The 13,756-nt window shown below is 69.7% G+C and carries 16 protein-coding genes and 1 pseudogene; 5 read left to right on the forward strand and 12 right to left on the reverse strand.

All coding sequences use genetic code 11. The annotated features are described in order from the left end of the window. Positions 1-59: 59 nt before the first annotated feature. From ACY5J6_RS13530 to ACY5J6_RS13560, 7 genes are all read right to left on the reverse strand, one after another. Positions 60-710, reverse strand: coding sequence for a hypothetical protein (locus ACY5J6_RS13530; RefSeq protein ID WP_462846649.1), 651 nt, complete (start codon positions 708-710; stop codon positions 60-62). Positions 711-786: 76 nt separating this feature from the next. After that, positions 787-1,539 (reverse strand): sugar phosphate isomerase/epimerase family protein, encoded by a 753-nt coding sequence (locus ACY5J6_RS13535; RefSeq protein ID WP_462846650.1) that lies wholly within the window; start codon positions 1,537-1,539, stop codon positions 787-789. A 303-nt stretch (positions 1,540-1,842) separates the two neighbouring features. Then, the gene (locus ACY5J6_RS13540) at positions 1,843-2,244 is read right to left on the reverse strand and encodes a SaoD/DsrE family protein (RefSeq protein WP_462846651.1); all 402 of its coding nucleotides are present in this window, start codon (positions 2,242-2,244) and stop codon (positions 1,843-1,845) included. 98 nt (positions 2,245-2,342) lie between these two features. Next, positions 2,343-3,500, reverse strand: coding sequence for a YncE family protein (locus tag ACY5J6_RS13545; RefSeq protein WP_462846652.1), 1,158 nt, complete (start codon positions 3,498-3,500; stop codon positions 2,343-2,345). 6 nt (positions 3,501-3,506) lie between these two features. Next, entirely contained in the window at positions 3,507-4,379 is an 873-nt protein-coding gene (locus tag ACY5J6_RS13550; RefSeq protein ID WP_462846653.1) for a metal ABC transporter substrate-binding protein, read from the reverse strand. Next, positions 4,376-4,789: a hypothetical protein gene (locus ACY5J6_RS13555; protein WP_462846654.1), complete on the reverse strand. Its 414-nt coding sequence runs from the start codon at positions 4,787-4,789 to the stop codon at positions 4,376-4,378. The genes ACY5J6_RS13550 and ACY5J6_RS13555 overlap by 4 nt, the downstream gene beginning before the upstream one ends. Then, positions 4,786-5,970 (reverse strand): YncE family protein, encoded by a 1,185-nt coding sequence (locus ACY5J6_RS13560; RefSeq protein ID WP_462846655.1) that lies wholly within the window; start codon positions 5,968-5,970, stop codon positions 4,786-4,788. Before ACY5J6_RS13560 ends, ACY5J6_RS13555 begins: the two co-directional genes overlap by 4 nt. Positions 5,971-6,128: 158 nt before the next feature. Here ACY5J6_RS13560 and ACY5J6_RS13565 point away from each other — a divergent pair, with 158 nt between their 5' ends. The 4 genes from ACY5J6_RS13565 to ACY5J6_RS13580 are packed head-to-tail and all read left to right on the forward strand — an operon-like array spanning position 6,129 to position 8,708. Then, positions 6,129-6,536, forward strand: coding sequence for a hypothetical protein (locus tag ACY5J6_RS13565; RefSeq protein WP_462846656.1), 408 nt, complete (start codon positions 6,129-6,131; stop codon positions 6,534-6,536). Continuing rightward, positions 6,529-7,494 (forward strand): hypothetical protein, encoded by a 966-nt coding sequence (locus ACY5J6_RS13570; protein WP_462846657.1) that lies wholly within the window; start codon positions 6,529-6,531, stop codon positions 7,492-7,494. The genes ACY5J6_RS13565 and ACY5J6_RS13570 overlap by 8 nt, the downstream gene beginning before the upstream one ends. After that, on the forward strand, positions 7,463-8,182 hold the full coding sequence (locus ACY5J6_RS13575; protein ID WP_462846658.1) for a hypothetical protein: 720 nt from the start codon (positions 7,463-7,465) through the stop codon (positions 8,180-8,182). The genes ACY5J6_RS13570 and ACY5J6_RS13575 overlap by 32 nt, the downstream gene beginning before the upstream one ends. 4 nt (positions 8,183-8,186) lie before the next feature. Beyond that, entirely contained in the window at positions 8,187-8,708 is a 522-nt protein-coding gene (locus ACY5J6_RS13580) for a hypothetical protein (protein WP_462846659.1), read from the forward strand. Here ACY5J6_RS13580 and ACY5J6_RS13585 read toward each other — a convergent pair. Both ACY5J6_RS13585 and ACY5J6_RS13590 read right to left on the reverse strand, forming a co-directional pair. Next, positions 8,679-10,112 carry a PDDEXK family nuclease gene (locus ACY5J6_RS13585; RefSeq protein WP_462846660.1) on the reverse strand — a complete coding sequence of 478 codons (1,434 nt, stop codon included), beginning with the start codon at positions 10,110-10,112 and terminating at the stop codon, positions 8,679-8,681. The genes ACY5J6_RS13580 and ACY5J6_RS13585 overlap by 30 nt on opposite strands. 71 nt (positions 10,113-10,183) lie before the next feature. Next, the gene (locus tag ACY5J6_RS13590) at positions 10,184-10,588 is read right to left on the reverse strand and encodes a hypothetical protein (protein ID WP_462846661.1); all 405 of its coding nucleotides are present in this window, start codon (positions 10,586-10,588) and stop codon (positions 10,184-10,186) included. A 61-nt stretch (positions 10,589-10,649) separates the two neighbouring features. On the opposite strand from ACY5J6_RS13590, the pseudogene ACY5J6_RS13595 reads away from it, so the two are divergent. Then, positions 10,650-10,757, forward strand: a pseudogene (locus ACY5J6_RS13595) (IS110 family transposase); the annotation flags it as partial. Between the two features lie 412 nt (positions 10,758-11,169). Here the strand turns inward: ACY5J6_RS13595 and cas1 are convergent. From cas1 to ACY5J6_RS13610, 3 genes are read right to left on the reverse strand one after another with little or no spacing between them, the layout of a single operon-like run. Next, a complete protein-coding gene (gene cas1 / locus ACY5J6_RS13600) occupies positions 11,170-12,117 on the reverse strand; it encodes a CRISPR-associated endonuclease Cas1 (protein ID WP_462846662.1) in 948 nt (315 codons plus the stop codon). Between the two features lie 3 nt (positions 12,118-12,120). After that, positions 12,121-13,326 carry a TIGR02710 family CRISPR-associated CARF protein gene (locus ACY5J6_RS13605; RefSeq protein WP_462846663.1) on the reverse strand — a complete coding sequence of 402 codons (1,206 nt, stop codon included), beginning with the start codon at positions 13,324-13,326 and terminating at the stop codon, positions 12,121-12,123. A gap of 26 nt (positions 13,327-13,352) precedes the next feature. Further along, positions 13,353-13,484: a hypothetical protein gene (locus ACY5J6_RS13610; protein ID WP_462846664.1), complete on the reverse strand. Its 132-nt coding sequence runs from the start codon at positions 13,482-13,484 to the stop codon at positions 13,353-13,355. Between the last annotated feature and the right edge of the window lie 272 nt (positions 13,485-13,756).

Consider the following 13,756-nt stretch of genomic DNA (forward strand, 5'->3'; position numbering starts at 1 on the left):
GCCCGGTACCAAAACCCAAACCCCGGGGGAGGGCCCCCGGGGGGTGGAGCGGGTCTCCTTCAGAGGGAGCGGCGAAGTAGGTCTTCCCAGGCGGGGTTTAGGGGGATGGCGCCCAGCTCCTTCACGGCGCTCTGCTTGCCGTCCTTCACCGCCACCTGCCACAGGCGCACCACCTTGGCGCCGAGGTCGACGGTCACGGCGAAAAGGTTGCCCTTGCCCGCCAGGTACTGGGCCACCTTGGGGTCCTCCTGGGCGGCCTTGGCTACGAAGCCCGGGGCCCAGACCCGGAGGTGGAAGAAGATGGCCCCGGGGTAGTCCGCCTGGGCCAGGGCCCGCAGGGACTCCAGGGTGAGGCCGTAGTTGGTCTCTGGGGTGGCCTGACCGCCGTAGATAAGGGCCACGGCCTCCTCCTTGGGGGAGAGGGGGGGTACCTCTGCGGGGGCGGAAAGGACGGTCACCGCCATGCGCCGCTTGTTCTCCGGGTCCAGGTAACCCGCCCCCATGGCCCCCACCAGGGCGGAACAGATGGAGGTGTTGTTGGTGAGCACGTGGACGCTCTTCAGGCCCAAGACCTCGGCCATGGCCTTGCCAAAGGCTTGCCCGGTGTAGCCCCGCAGGACCAGGTGCTCGCCCAGGGAGAGGCCCTGGGCCTGGGCACTGCCTAAGGCCAAGAGGAGCAATCCTAGGGGTAGTCCTATAATGCGCTTCATGGATTCCTCCTTTAACGTGGGGACTTTTGTCCCTTTTTGGTTATACCCTACCCCCGTAGGGTAAATGTGCCCCGAATCACCCTTCCCTCCTCTCAGGAACGCCCCCCCTCCCCGCTATCTCCTCTAGGGCCCGGAGGGAGGCCTCCGGCCCTCCCCTCACCTCCAGGACCAGGGGCCGGTCCAGGTAGGGGCCGAGCCAAGCCTCGTGGCGGAGCACCCCCTGGCCCACGTCCCAGTGGCGGTCGTAGACCCCGTCCGTGTCGTTCAGGTGAAGGTGCTCGGGGCCGAGGGCAAGCCAAGGCCCGGGGTCGGGAGTCTGGCTGAAGACCCGGGCGTGGGCGGCGTCAAAGCAGAAGCCGAGCTCCCCGGGGTAGGCCTGCAGCACGGCCCGGAGGGCCTCAGGGTGGGGTTCGTGGGTGTTCTCCAGGAAAAGGCGTATCCCCAGGGCGCGGGCCCGCCGCACCACGGGCCCCAGGGCCTCGGCCAGGGGTAGGGCGCGGGAGAGGGCTTCTTCCGGGGTGCGCCCGTGGGGGATGCCGGAGTGGAGCACGGCCCGGTCGGCCCCGAGCTCCGCCGCCCGGTCCAGGCCGAAAAGGAGGCGCCTCAGGGTAAGGCCCCGCACCTCCGGGTCCGGGGAGAGGAGGTCCAGATTCCAGAAGGGGAGGTGGGCCGATAAGGAAAGGGAAAGCCGCCCCGCCAGGTCCGCGAAGAGGGCGTCCTCCTCCAGGAGGGCGGGCTCCATATAGACCTCGGCCCCTAGACCCAAGGCATCCAGGCGGGAGAGTAACCCCCCCACCTGCGACAGGGGCACGGCAAGCCGCACGTCCACGCCCCTAGCTTGGCCGGGAAGTGTCAGAACCCGGTCAGCCGGCGCGCGCACGGGCTTTGCAGCCTCTGCTTCATCGCACCCGATGACCTGCCTCTCCGGCGGTGGGCGGCAGAGGGCACCGGGGTTCGTGGCCTAGGGCACACCTGCGCCGTCGCCAAGTACACGGAAACCGGTTATAAGGGTCACGGGGACTCTGGAGTCCAAAAGCCCTCCCTCCGGCTACAAGAGCAGGCCCTCGTGCGCCTCGAGGGCGCACACCTTCGCTCGGTCAAGTAAAGCGCGCATCGGTGCGCTCCGGGGGGCTCAGAGGGTGATCACCTGGTCCACCTTGCCCTCGAGGGCACGGTACAGGTCGGGGAAGCACCCCACCTCCACCCCCTCCACCACGTGGGCCGCCGTCCGGCAGTCCCCGGGGGTGGTGCGCCCCTCCCCTTCTGGGGTGCACCAGCGGGGCTCCCCCTGGGCGAGGCCCCGCTCCAGGGCGCAAAGATCGCACATCATAAGGAGCATCCCCTTCTCCTTGGCCACCTTGGCGAGCCTCTCCCCGAGGGGGTTGCCCTTCTGCAGGATCATGGTGTTGTCGTCAAAGAAGAAGATCCCCGCCACCTCCACCCCGTGGACCCCGGCCTCCAGTTGGGGCAGGATCATCTGCCCCAGCTTGTGGCTTGCGGCCCGCGGGCTTGCCAGTATGTAGGCCACGCGCACGATGCACCTCCTTTGCAAACTTAACGATAACAGGTTCTCATGTTTTTGTCAATAAAGTGGGGCGGTGGACACCGCCCCGTGGCCTGCGAGTGGGGTACTTAGTGCTTCACCCCTTCCACCTGGAAGAGGGCCACCCTCGTGGGCTTACCCCCCACGGGGAACCGCCCGGTGACCTGGAATTCCTCCAGGTCCACCCGCACCACCTCTCCCCGAGCGGGGTCCGCGAGGAAGGCCAGCCCGTGGCCCACGGCGAGGCCCGGGGTGGGGGCCCCTTGGGCCAGGGGGCTCACGGCCTCGAGGCTCCCCGCCACCTTTCCCGTCTTGTCCAGCCGGTGGAAGCGCCCGTCCTCCGTGAGGACGTAGAGGGCTTCCCCCTCGGGACCGAAGGCGAACCTGAGGGGCCTTGCCGGGAGGGGAAGGGGCTGGAGGCGGCCCTCCCCGGGGTGAACCAGGAGAAGCCCCTGGCCGAAGCTACCCACCAGGAAGGGCCACTGAGGGTGGGAGGCCAGGGTCCCTACCCGCACCCCCTCCGGGGTCCCCTGGGGGTAGGGGAGCTTCCGGCCCGAAAGGCCCCGCCCCCGCTTTTCCACCAGGAGGACCCCGTCGGCGCAGCCGAAGGCGGCCACGTCCCCCAGCACCGCCTCCCCGTGGAGCCTCGGGCAAACCTGGGGAAGGGCGAGGACCCGGGTCCCGCCCAGGGTGTAGGCCTCCACCCGGCCCCGCTCCAGCCCCCCCACCAGCAGGGTCTCTCCCAGGAGAGCCACGGCCCCGTGGTCCGCCCCCCCGGTGGGAACGAGCCTAGGGGTGAAGTCCACCTCGAGGCGGCGGAGGTCAAAGAGGGCCACGCTCCCGTCCCCATCGTGGAAGACCGCAAGCCAGGGCCACCCCGCGAAGGGGTGGGTGGGCCTGGGCCCGGTGCGCAGGGTGGCCGCCACGTAGGGGTTCTCCTCCTTCACGTCCTGGTGCTCCCCGTGGTCCTCCAGGGCGAAGCCTCCGTAGAGGAAGCCCAAGGCGTTTCCCTCCCTATGCACCATGAGGACGTACTGCCCCCCGGGAAGGGAGTAGAGGGAGGCGGGAGAGGGCACGGTGAAGCGCCCGAGCTCCCGCCCCTCCTGGTCCAGGACCAGGACCAAGGGCCTCTCCCCGTCGGCCACCGCCACCCGGGTGAAGACCTTCTCCCCCTCGTGGGTCCCGTGGCCGCTGGCCAGAGCCAGGGCCGCCGCAACCAGAGCCGGAACCAACCCTTTCCTCTTCATCCTCGCTCACCGCCTTTCCACTGCTTCGCAAAGCTTTTCCCGGTTCCACCGGAGGAGGTCCAGGTAGGTGGGCACCCTCCGGTCCAGGGTATCGGTGTAAAGGACCACCAGCCGCGTCCCCAGCTCCTCGGCGATGCGCCTTAGGGGGCTAGGGTCGTACTGGGGCTCGGCCACCACCAGGTCCACCCCCCTTAGCTCCGCTTCCCGCACGAGGGCGATCCGGCCGCGCACCCCCGTGTCCTGGCCCAGGGTGTCCCGCAAAACCCCCACCACCTCCAGGCCGTAGCGCCGGGCCAGGTAGGAGAGGGAGAGGTGGGCCACCACCACCCGGAGCCTCCTCCCCGCGAGGCAGGCCTGGAGGGCCTGGTCCTCCGCCAGGGCCCGCTCCCGAAACCGGGGGAGGTTCCCTCGGAAGGTCTCCCTTTCCCCGGAGAAGAGCCGGGAGAGCTCCTCGGCTATGCGCTCGGCGTAGCGCACCCCGTAGGTGGGGTCCAGCCACAGGTGGGGGTCGCAGTCCCCGTGGAGGTGAACCCCCTTTTCCCTAAGCCCGAGGAGGCCGCAGACGGGATCGGGCATCCCCGGGGCCAGCTCCACCACCCGGGCCCCCGGGGGCAGGAGGGCCCGGAGCTTGGGAAGATAGGGCTCCAGGCCGAGCCCGTTGGCCAGGAGGAGCCTGGCCCGGGAGAGCTGCAAGGCGGTGGAGGGCCGTAGGTCAAAGGCGTGGGGATCGGCCCCCGGCGGGACAACGCTTTCCACCCGGAGGCGGCTTCCCGCCACCTCCTGGGCCAGGCTGGCCAGGATGGGGGTGGTGGCCACCACGGGGCCCTGGGCCAGGGCCCAGGCCCCGAGAAGGACGCCGAGCCAAACCGCTCCCCTCATGCCTCAAAAACCTCCTTCCAGTCCCTCAGATGCCTGCGGGCCGCAGAGGGTAGCCGCCTCAGGAATCGTCCCCGCCCCTCCCCGCGCAGGGCCGCCACCCGGGCCTCGTACTCGCGGAGGAAGGGGAGCAGGTGGGCGAGGCCCTGCGGGAAAGGGAGGGGCTCGGCCCCGGGGTGGACCTCCGGCGGGTAAGGGGGAAGGGAGGCCCGGTAGAAGCGCTCCTTGGGCCGGTGGTAGAGGACCCCCCGGTACCAGATCCCCGTGGAGTGGAGCACCGCCTCCTCCCCCAGCAGGTAGAGGCTGGAGCCCGTCCCTTGGGGATGGGGCCTCTTGGCGAAGCCCAGGTCTTCCAGGAGGCCGTGGGCCGCATCGAGGCCCATGAGGTACATCTCCACGGGCATGGGGTTCATGGCCGCACCAGGACCATGCGGGCGGGGCTCCCTCCGGTGCGCAGGTAGCGCACCACCCGCCCGCGCTCGGCATCCACCTCCGCCACCAGGCCCAGGTGGGGCAGGCTCACGTAGGCCAGGCCTCGGTCGGGCCAGAGGGCGATGTCGGGGTAGATGGCCCCGCCCGTGTCCTCGTCCAGCTCGGGGAAGGGCTTGGCCGAAACCCGAACCTGCCGTAGAAGCCTGCCCTCCCTCGCCTCCCGCACCTGAAGGGTGCTGTCCGTGAGGAGAACATACAGGCGTTCCCCGTGGGCGGCCCCCCGGAGGAAGACGCCGCCCAAGGGAAGGGGGGCAAGGGCTGGGCTCGAGGGGTCCAGACGGTAAAGGTGCCTCACCCCATCGCTGTAGCCGAAGAAGACCCCCTCGCCTTCCAAGAAGGCGCCTATGCGCTCCCCCTGCACCGGGTAGGGAAGCCGGGTGAGCTCCCTTCCCTCTTGCAGAACCAGCACGTCGCGGGCGCAGGCGAAGAAGCTACGCCCCGTCTCCTGGTGGAAGGCCTCCCCGTGCTCCACGGGGCAGGAGAACCGGCCCCCTTCCTCCCCGCCCAGCCCCTTGGGGTAGAGGACCACCTGCCCCCGGGCGAGGAGGGTCAGGTAGGTGCCCTCCGGGGCCTCCACCACGTGGTAGTGATCGGGGTTCGGAAGGCGGACCCGCTGGTGGAGGAAGGGCGCCTCAGGGCGAAGGGCCTCCTCGTCGAAGAGAAGGGCTTCCCCGGTGCGCTCGGAAAAGGCCAAGAGACGGTCTCGGTGGGTATAAGGCTCGCTCCCGTGGCCGATGTTCCAGCCCCTGCCCAGGAGGAGGCTTTTGGCCACCACGGGGCGGCTCCAACGGCCCTCTTCCTTCCCGGTCCAGACCACGGTAAGCCACTGCCGGTCCGTGTCCCGGCCGCGGGAGACCAGAAGGTAGCGGCCCGAGGGGGTGGCCACCAGGCTCATCCCCTCGGGGGGCAGGGAGAGCTCGGCCACCACCTTCCCCTGGGGCAGGTCCAAGGCCAGCAGACGGCTTCCCGCAGGCCCGTTGTCCAGGACAAAGAGCCGGGCCTCCGCCGGAAAGGCTTCCTCCCGCTCGGGCACGGGGGCGTGGGCCCGGGCCGGAAGGAGGGCCAGAAGGAGTAGGACCAAGGCGATGGGGTTGGGTCGCACAGCCTCACCTCCCAGCAAAGATATTGACACTTCATTTTCATTAAGTCAAGACGGCCGGGGCGCAGAGGCGGCCCGGGTCCAGGGGGAAAACGGTATACAGGGGCCTGTGCGGATCTCACAAAGCCAGGGCCACGGCAAAGCGAAAATTGTCCTCCGCTATGTTTTGGCGGCGCATGGGTCCCGAGGAAGCCCGGGCACACCTTCTCGCCTTGAGGGAAGAGGTGCGGCGCCAGGTGGCGGGCCTCGAGGCCCGCCTCGCCAAGCGCAAGGCCCCCCTGGAGAAGGCCCTAGAGGAGTACCGGGGGGTGATGGAGCACCTCCGGCGCCTGGAGGCGGAAGGGCGCTACCCCGAGGCCGTCCTCCGCCCCGCCCTGGCCCGGGAGGAGCTCCGCATCCGCTACGCGGAACAGGAGCTCGCCCGTCTCGAGGCGGCCCACCGGCAAGCGGTGGCCCAGATCACCACCAAGGCCCGCCTCCAGGCCGCCCGGCTCGCCGCCTTGGCCCAGATGGAGGAAGCCTTGGACCGCTTCTTCCCCCTGCCCCAAAAGGAGGACGCCCATGCTTAACGGCCTTAGGGTGCTGCGTTCCTACTGGGTGGGCCGCCGGGATGGGAAAGCCCTCTCCCGGAAGCACGCCGGCCTCGCCTACCTCACCCCGAACCCCTACCCCGAGCAGCTCAAGGAGTGGTTCCACCGCTGGATGGAGGGCCTGGCGCGCCGCTACCTGGCCAGGCGGGCCCGGCTGGAGGAAAAGCTGGCCCTCTTCCGCCACCAGCGCAAGGCCCTGGAGAAGGTGGTGGGGCAGGACGCGCCCACCCCCGAGGTGTTCGGGGGGTACGCCTTCCGCCACGGCCTCCTGGGAGCGGTTTTCCTGGGGGAGGCCTACTACAACAAGATGGCCATGGACACCCTGGAGATGAGCCAGCTGGAGGCCTTCTTCATCGGCGCCGTGGCCACCATCGCCATGTTCTGGATGGGGCACGCCGCCGGGAACGAGTACCGCAAGGGCAACTGGCCCCTCGGCCTCCTCCTAGGCCTGCCGCCCCTGTTGGTGGTGATCCTCTTCGCCGCCCTGCGCTTCTCCTGGACCCAGCGCATGGCGGCCATCCACGGGAGCCCCGCCCCCTCCTCCTACGGCCTGCTGGCCCTGATGGCCGTGGGTCTGTTGCTGGTGGGCCTCACCTTCTACCTGGGCTACCGCAGCCCCCACGAACGGGAGGTGCTCCTCCGCAGGCTCTTCCTCACGGCCCAGAAGGAAAGGCGGCTTTGGGAGCGCCTCCGGACCCTACAGCGGGGCGCCGAGCGCGCCCTAGACCACCTCCTCGCCCACTACCGGGAGAACGTGGCCGCCTACTGGCGGGGCTTCGCCCGCTCTTGGCCCCAGTGGGACCCGGCCCCCGAGTTCGTGGGCCACATCCCGCCCCTGAACCGGCCCGCCCTCCCGCCCCTGGACCTCGAGGCCCCCACCGACCCCCTCACCCAGGAAAGCCCTCATGACCGCATGGCTCCTGAGCCTCGCCCTTAACCTCCCCTTCGTGGGAGGGCCCCAGGAGTACCAGGTCCTGGTGGCCCTGGGGTGCAGCGCTCCCCGGCACGTGCAAAACGGCTACCGGGAGATGCTGGCCCACGAGGTCCTCCCCCGCCTTCTGGCCAGGGTGACCGACACCCAGATCCGCCTCACCCTGGCCCCCATCACCGGGAGGAGCTACACCGCCCCCGCCCGGGTCCTGGAGAGCCCCAACCCCCTTTACGCGGGCCGCTTCCAGCTGGAAGAGTTCAAGAAGAGCTTCCAGAAGGAGGCGCTTAGGACCTTCGACGAGCTCCGCAAGCGGGCCGCCGCCGAGTGCAGGCGGGGGACGGAGATCATCGGGGCGCTCAAGGCGGCGGGGGAGCGGGCCCGTGGGCCCGGCCGCATCCTGGTCCTGGCCCACGGGTTTGAGCAGTCGGAGCTCATGAACCTCTACGACTACCGCCTCAAGCTGGAGAAGGGGGAGGTGCGGCGAGACCTCCTCCAACGGGTAAAGGGCCGCCTGGGCCTTCCCAGGCTCAAGGGCCAGGAGGTCTGCATCGCCGGGATCACCGCCGGAAACGACAACAACGCCAACGCCCGGCTGACCACCTCCATCAAGGCCTTTTGGGAAGAGCTCATCCAGGCCTCGGGGGGCAGGCTGGTGGGGTACGGCACCACCCCCCGGGTCTGCCCCTTCCTCTAGAGCCATGGAAGCCCTCTGGCAGCGCACCGGCGACCCCTTGGGCGACTTCATCCGGCTCGTCCTCCTCTTGGAGGAACTCTTGGAGCGCCTCGGGGCCCCCAAGGAGGACACCCTGGGGGCCAAGCTCCGCTCCGGGGCGGTGGAGGCCTTCTTCCAGAGCTACCCCGACGGCCCCATCCTCCGGGAGAGGCTTTGGCGGCTCGTGGAGCTGAGGAACGCCGTCTTGCACGAGAGGGCCGAGGTGCCCCCCTGGGCCTTCCCGGAAGGAAGGGCCCTTGTGGCCCGGCTCCTCGCCGCCCTGGAGCGCCAGAGGTTCTACAGCCGGGAGGAGTGGGCGGCCAGGATGGCCTTCCTGGAGGCTCCCGCTCCGCCCACCCCCCAGGCCTTCCCCGAGGTCATCCCCCCGGAAAAGGCCCGGGCCCCGGAGGCCAAGGAGCGCCCCCCGGGGGCCTGGAAAACCCTTCCCCTCCCCCAAAGGCCCCTAGGGAGGAGGGTCCTACCCCTGCCTCGGCGCCGAGTTCCCTGAAAGGGCCTCCTCCAAGGCCTGGGGGAAGCGGTGGACCCCCTGGCCTTCCCCGCCCTCCAGGGCCATGTAGACCAGGTTGGGTCCCCGGGGCGGAGGGCCCCCCTTCCAGGCGCGGGCCACCATGAGCCCCCTGGCCTCCCTCCCGCCCACGGAGCGCACCAGCTCCGCCATGAGGGGGGCGCGCTCCCTCAGGTCCTTGTCCGTGGGCTTGCACTCCACGAACCAGAGGGTGCCCCGGTAGAAGAAGACCCCGTCCACCTCGGTGAGCTGGGAGGCCAGGGCCTCGTACTCCCCAAGGGGCACCAGGTGCCCGCCCATGGCGGCCACCCCGCCCCTCGAGGCCAGGTGCTCGTGAAGGTGGAAGTAGACGAAATACTCCAAGGCAAGGCCCCTGAGGCTCTCCCGCTCCTTCGGAGGAAAGGCGCATCCGAAGCGCCGGGCGAAGAGGCGGAGAAACTGGTCCACCACCGGGGAGGTTTGCCAGGAGTCCTGGACCTCGGCCCAGCGCCTCAGAATCCCCTTGGCTGCGGCCAGGACCTCCGGGTCGGGGCGAAGAGTAGGACACCTCTCCTTCAGGCGGTAGCCCCGGAGGGCGAGGAGGTCTTCGGGCCTCCCCTCCTCCCAGGGCACCGGGGCTTCTCCCCCGTCCAGGAGGAGGAGGCGGTCCCCTTCCAGGTAGTGGGCCCGGGCCCCTTCCCTTAGGGCCAGGTAGAGCCCCAGGGCCATGGCGTGGGTCCCGCCGTTCAGGTTGGCGTGCACGGGGTGGCCCCGCCGAAGGGCCTCCTCCACCACCGGGGAAAGGAGGTCCCGCACCTCCCAAAGGGCCCAAGGGCCGGGGAGGAGGCCCTTGCGCACCCGGACCCCCTTGGCCCGGAAGAAGGCCTCCGCCCAGCGCAGGCGGTCTTCCATCTCGGGCGTGGTGAGGAGGTAGGCCTCCTTGGGGCGGGCGTGGAGGTAGGCCCCGTAAAGGGGCGCGGCCTGCTCGGAGACCAGGGCCAGGAGGACGGGCCCCTCCTGGGGCAGGGGCAGGGCCTTTTTAGGAAACTTACCCTTGAGGAAGGAGGCCACCGCCTCCTCCAAGGGAGCCCCGGGGTCCACCAGGAAGACCCCGTACTCCTCGGCCCAGACCCGCCAGCGGGCGAGCACGTTCTTCCGATTGTGAGGGTGGCAGCTTCGAAGGTTGGCGGCGTGGTGGGGCACCACCGGGAGGCAAAGCTGGCCCCCAAGCTCCCTCGCTTCCTGGGCGAAGCGGGCGAAGGCCTCCCGGGGCATGTCCCCTTTCTCGTCTTCCAGAAAGGGCCTAGCCCAGTAGGGCCGGCCCCGGTAGACCACGAAGAACCCGCCCTCCCTTCGGGAAAGCCGGGCCGCGCGGGCCCCCGGGGGGAAGGTCGGGGGCGGGGCCACCTCCGCCCAGGCCTCGCCCAGGGGCTCCAGGTAGAGCCGGGCGTACTCCTCCAGGGTCAGGGCCTCCGCCTCTAGGGGAAGGGCCTCCTTCTCGGGCCAGAGGAAGAGGGCGCGGGGGGCCTCGAGGGGGCGGTGGGCCTCCAGGGGAAGACCCGGGCCCCAGGACGCCGCCAGCGCCCAAGAAGGCGCACCGCCCAGAGCTTCGGGCCGCCCGTGAGGTTGACCCAGGCCTCGCCCTCGCCCTCCTCCAGGGCGGGCACCTCGGAGAGGAACCGGGTCTCGTAGGGGATGCCCTCTTCCTCCAGGAGGGCGAAGAGGGCGCGGCGCTTAGCCTCGTAGCCCTCGTTCCAGGCCGGGAGGGCGTAGAAGATGGCCTTCACCACGCCCCCCGCCCTTCGCGCCGCCATCTTCAGCCCCAAATAGGCAGGGGCCGGGTCGTTGCCCAGAAGGGAAAGGTAAACCGGGTCTCGCGCCATGGCCGCTTTGAAGGCCCAGTATACCGCCCCTTCTTCCGGGGCGAGGCCAGCGAAGCCATCACGAGCGAAGAAGCAGGCCTTGGTGGCCGTGGCCCACAAGCTCCTCGGGCGGATGATGGGGCGGCTCAGGGAGTACTACGCCACTCGGTTAGCCCAGGGGGTGGCTTGACGCTCAAGACAGTATCAATCCCCTTACGGGGCTAAGTGGTTTGCAACTGTACCCCCCTAAGAATCCCGTTCTGGACGAGGCCGCCAGAGGGGGGGGTTTGTGAGAAAGATGAAGCTTGGAATATGCGCAAGGCGAATAACGGGGGTTTTCGGGAGTTTGCGCCCATGAAAAGCCACAGGAGAAAGGGGCGATGAGAAGAGGAAAACGCATATTGCCCATCCCCAAGGGAAGAACTGGCTTTCAAGGTCCTCACCCGGAGGTCCGGGTTAGGGGGAGTATAGCACACACCGCAACGTTGGGCCAGGTCAAAATTTCGGCGAAGAAAGGGCTCCTGGACTGAACTTCGCTTTTCAAAGTTCAAAGAAAGCCAGTTGCATCGTAATCTTGCTGACAAGTATAGCAAAGGCCCGCCCTATCGCCAGAGGTAAAAGGGGGTGTAGCGCCCCCGTCCCAAAAGGGCGGCCTTCAGCCGCTGGGCCTGGAGCTCTATCACCTCCCCCAGAGGCTTGCGGAAGCCCAGAGGGTGGGCTACCGCTTCCAGAAAGCGGGCCTCCACGAGCTCTATGAGCCGCCTCCGGCCCTCCTCGTTCAGGTACACGCCCCCCTCCCGCCCCTCGGCGTGGACCGGGGTGAGCTGGCCCCTCCGAAAGGCAGAGAGAACCACCTGGTCCACCACGGGCACCCGGAACTCCTCCATGAGGTCCAGGGCCAAGGCGGGGCTCCGCCGCCCCTCGGCGTGGAGGAAGCCCACCTCGGGGTGGAGCCCGGCAAGCCGCACCGCCACCATAACCCTCCCCAGAAGGAGGGCGTAGCCGTAAGAAAGGGCGGCGTTCACGGGGTCCTTAGGGGGCCTGCGGGCGCGGCCCGAAAACCCATGGGCGGCGAGGAGGCGGCCGAGCCCCTGGAAGTAGGCCCGGCTCCCCTCCCCCTCCGCCCCCCGGAGGCTCTCCAGCCTTTGGACCTCCTCGGCCCGGGCCAGGGCCTGGGCCACCCCCTCGGCCTCGGGGAGGCCGTGGCGCTCCAAAAGGGCCACGGCGGAGCGGAGCTTCCCCACCACGAAAGCCCGGGCCAGGGGAAGGGCCTCGGCGCCGAACTGGGCCCGAAGGTGGTTCGGGTGGGGGTCGGGGAAGGCCCCCGCCACCCCGTGGAGGAAACCCTCCAGGGAGAAGAAGAACACCGGCACCCCCTGCCGGAGAAGAAAGACCAAGGCCGGCGTGGAGAGGCGCACGTTGCCCCACACGGCCACGCAGCGGACCTGCCGCGCCGGAAAACTCGCCACCTCTAACCCCTCCTCCTCCAAAAGGAGCCTCCCCCGCCGCAGGCGGAGCACGGCCCCTTGACGGGTAAGGTGGAGGTCCATCGCCTAAAACTTGGGCCAGGGAGGAAGGGGCCTCAGGCGGTCGTCCAGGCCCGCGAGAAACTCCCGCAGGCGCTCGTAGTCCTCCCGGTCCACGGGCCTGGTGCCGTGGGCCAGGATGCTCCCGTGGCGCTTCTGCAGGAGGGCCTGGAGGCGGTTCTTCTCCCCGTAGAGGCGCTGGGCCAGGGTGCCCTGCTGGCCGAAGGCCAGGTCCAGGTCAAAGGCCGCGTCCAGCAGGTCCATGAGGCCCCGGGGCTTCAGGATGCGCTCCCGCAGGGAAGGGGGGAAGCCCTCGGGCCAGGTCTTGGGGTCCTTCAAGGCGAAGCCCAGCCGCTCCTGCACGTCCGCCTCCACCGCCAGCTCCAGCGCCCGGTAGAGCCTGGCCAGGGCGTCGTCAAAGCGGCCCAGCTCCGCCCGGCGCTCGGCGTTGGCCAGGAGGTCCTGGAGGAGGGCGAAGGTGGGCTTCTCGCCCGCCTCCACGATGGCCTGAAGGTGGGGCAGGAGGCCTTCCAGGCCCTGCAAGACCCTGACCTTGCCCCCGTGCCCCCAGGCCTCGGCCACCGCCAGGGCCACGGGCAGGTGGACGGAAAGCCTTTCCCAGGCCTCCCGGTGCCGGAAGCGGTCCCACTCCATGAGGCCTTGCACCACCCCCTTCATCGCCCCGTAGAAGCGGGCCTCGGAGGGAGAGAGGGGGCGCCGCAGGAGACCTTCCAGCTCGGCCAAGGCCATGCCCAGGTTCAGGGCGTTCCAGGCCCGGGTGAAACCCTCCCACTCCCGGAGGCCGAAGCGGGCCGTGGGGTCTTCCAGAAGGCGGAGCCTCTCGTGCCCGGAGAGGACCCGACCCGTTTCTGGGTCCCGCTTCTCCCCGCCCACGTAGCTGAAGACCACCCCCCGCCCCGTGAGGGCCAAAACGAGCCCCGCCGCCATGGGCTTGGTGCCCCCCGTGAGGTCGGCCACGATGGCCCTGGCCTCCCACTCCAGGGCCTTTCTCAGGGCGAGGAGGGCCTTCTGGTAGGCCTCGAGGAGGCTCTCCGCGTCTTCCAAAAGCAGGGTATGGTGGCGAAAGCCCTCCCCGTAGTCCCTTAGAAGCTCCGCCACCACCGGGTGGCTCTGCTGGCTGGCCAGAAAGACCACTCCCTGGGGGGCGTGCTCGGCCAGGGCCACCTCCAGGGGCTCCTGGGTGCCGCCCACGGTGAGGATGAGCACCTTCATGGCCCCATTATCCCCGGGGGGAGGGCCTAGGGGTCCAGCCGCAAGAGCCTCTCCCCCACCTCCCGGTGCCGGGGCCTGGGGGCCCTTTCCCTCCGTAGCGCCTCCCGCACCCTGGCCTCGAGCTCCCGCAAGGAAAGCCCCGCCCTGGCCTCCTCCAAGAGCTTTCGCCTTCTTGAACTCCAGGGCGGCGGTGTAGGGAATCGCCCCCTCCTCCAGGGCCGCCCTCAGGTCCTCGGGGAGGGAGAGGAGGGGGAGGCGGTTTTGCACGAAGGACTCCCAGGTCATGCGGCCGAGGGCCCGGAAAACTTCTTCCACCTTCTGTGCCTCCGGGCTCCCCATAACGTTATGGGGAACCTTGCCCCGGGCTTCGTCCCGCATCCGGTGGAGGAGCCCCACCACCCCCTCCCGGCTTTTCCCCAAGTCTTCCGAC

It is taken from the genome of Thermus sp. H19.2 (assembly GCF_054979525.1).

Excerpts from the sequence above, each read along its gene's own strand:
- ACY5J6_RS13555 (WP_462846654.1), bottom strand. The coding sequence starts at position 4,789 with ATGAACCCCATGCCCGTGGAGATGTACCTCATGGGCCTCGATGCGGCC.
- ACY5J6_RS13565 (WP_462846656.1), top strand. The coding sequence starts at position 6,129 with ATGTTTTGGCGGCGCATGGGTCCCGAGGAAGCCCGGGCACACCTTCTC.
- ACY5J6_RS13530 (WP_462846649.1), bottom strand. The coding sequence starts at position 710 with ATGAAGCGCATTATAGGACTACCCCTAGGATTGCTCCTCTTGGCCTTA.
- ACY5J6_RS13545 (WP_462846652.1), bottom strand. The coding sequence starts at position 3,500 with ATGAAGAGGAAAGGGTTGGTTCCGGCTCTGGTTGCGGCGGCCCTGGCT.
- ACY5J6_RS13570 (WP_462846657.1), top strand. The coding sequence starts at position 6,529 with ATGCTTAACGGCCTTAGGGTGCTGCGTTCCTACTGGGTGGGCCGCCGG.
- ACY5J6_RS13550 (WP_462846653.1), bottom strand. The coding sequence starts at position 4,379 with ATGAGGGGAGCGGTTTGGCTCGGCGTCCTTCTCGGGGCCTGGGCCCTG.
- ACY5J6_RS13605 (WP_462846663.1), bottom strand. The coding sequence starts at position 13,326 with ATGAAGGTGCTCATCCTCACCGTGGGCGGCACCCAGGAGCCCCTGGAG.
- ACY5J6_RS13590 (WP_462846661.1), bottom strand. The coding sequence starts at position 10,588 with ATGGCGCGAGACCCGGTTTACCTTTCCCTTCTGGGCAACGACCCGGCC.
- cas1 (WP_462846662.1), bottom strand. The coding sequence starts at position 12,117 with ATGGACCTCCACCTTACCCGTCAAGGGGCCGTGCTCCGCCTGCGGCGG.
- ACY5J6_RS13580 (WP_462846659.1), top strand. The coding sequence starts at position 8,187 with ATGGAAGCCCTCTGGCAGCGCACCGGCGACCCCTTGGGCGACTTCATC.
- ACY5J6_RS13575 (WP_462846658.1), top strand. The coding sequence starts at position 7,463 with ATGACCGCATGGCTCCTGAGCCTCGCCCTTAACCTCCCCTTCGTGGGA.